At 65.8% G+C, this 1,090-nt stretch carries 1 protein-coding gene; it reads right to left on the bottom strand.

Annotated features, from left to right (window positions below; all coding sequences use genetic code 11):
* Positions 1-147: 147 nt before the first annotated feature.
* A partial coding sequence (locus AB4Y86_RS19465; protein WP_441403756.1) for an RNA polymerase sigma factor occupies positions 148-1,090 on the bottom strand: 943 nt, incomplete at its 5' end.

Below are 1,090 nucleotides of genomic sequence, written 5' to 3'. Positions count from 1 at the left end.
CTCCGCGAGGAGGGGCCCTACTGCGTTAACCTGCCGGCAAGGCACTACGCGGCAAGGCACAACGCGGGGTCACTGCCGGTCCATGGATCCGAGGGTCCTGGGCCGGAAGTGACCCCGCGTTGGCTTGGTGGGGGTGCCGCCCCGTGCTTAGTCGAGGTAGTCGCGGAGGACCTGGGAGCGGGACGGGTGGCGCAGCTTCGACATGGTCTTCGATTCGATCTGGCGGATGCGTTCGCGCGTTACGCCGTAGACCTTTCCGATTTCGTCTAAAGTCTTCGGCTGTCCGTCGGTCAGCCCGAAGCGCATCGCCACCACGCCGGCCTCGCGCTCGGAGAGCGTGTCCAGGACCGAGTGCAGCTGTTCCTGCAACAGGGTGAAGCTCACGGCGTCGGCCGGAACCACAGCCTCCGAGTCCTCGATCAGGTCGCCGAATTCAGAGTCACCGTCCTCGCCGAGCGGGGTGTGCAGCGAGATGGGCTCGCGGCCGTACTTCTGGACCTCCACGACCTTTTCCGGCGTCATGTCCAGCTCGATGGCCAGCTCTTCCGGGGTCGGTTCGCGGCCGAGGTCCTGCAGCATCTGGCGCTGGACGCGGGCCAGCTTGTTGATGACTTCCACCATGTGCACCGGGATGCGGATGGTCCGGGCCTGGTCGGCCATGGCGCGGGTGATGGCCTGGCGGATCCACCAGGTGGCGTAGGTGGAGAACTTGAAGCCCTTGGTGTAGTCGAACTTCTCGACCGCACGGATCAGGCCCAGGTTGCCCTCCTGGATCAGGTCCAGGAACAGCATGCCGCGGCCGGTGTAGCGCTTGGCCAGCGAAACCACGAGGCGGAGGTTGGCTTCCAGCAGGTGGTTCTTGGCGCGCTTGCCGTCGTGGATGACGAATTCAAGCTCGCGCTTGAGCTTCGGGTCCATGGACCCGTCGTCGGCATTGATCTTTTCCTCGGCGAAGAGCCCGGCCTCGATCCGCAGGGCCAGGTCGACTTCCTGCTCGGCGTTCAGCAGGGCGACCTTGCCGATCTGCTTCAGGTAGTCCTTGACCGGGTCGGCGGTGGCGCCGGCGGACATGACCTGCTGGACCGGGGCG

This window comes from Arthrobacter sp. 2YAF22_2, from assembly GCF_052114645.1.
Taxonomy (GTDB): domain Bacteria; phylum Actinomycetota; class Actinomycetes; order Actinomycetales; family Micrococcaceae; genus Arthrobacter.
The sequence above is the reverse complement of the archived record's forward strand: the minus strand, read 5'-3'. Positions and strand labels throughout refer to the sequence as shown.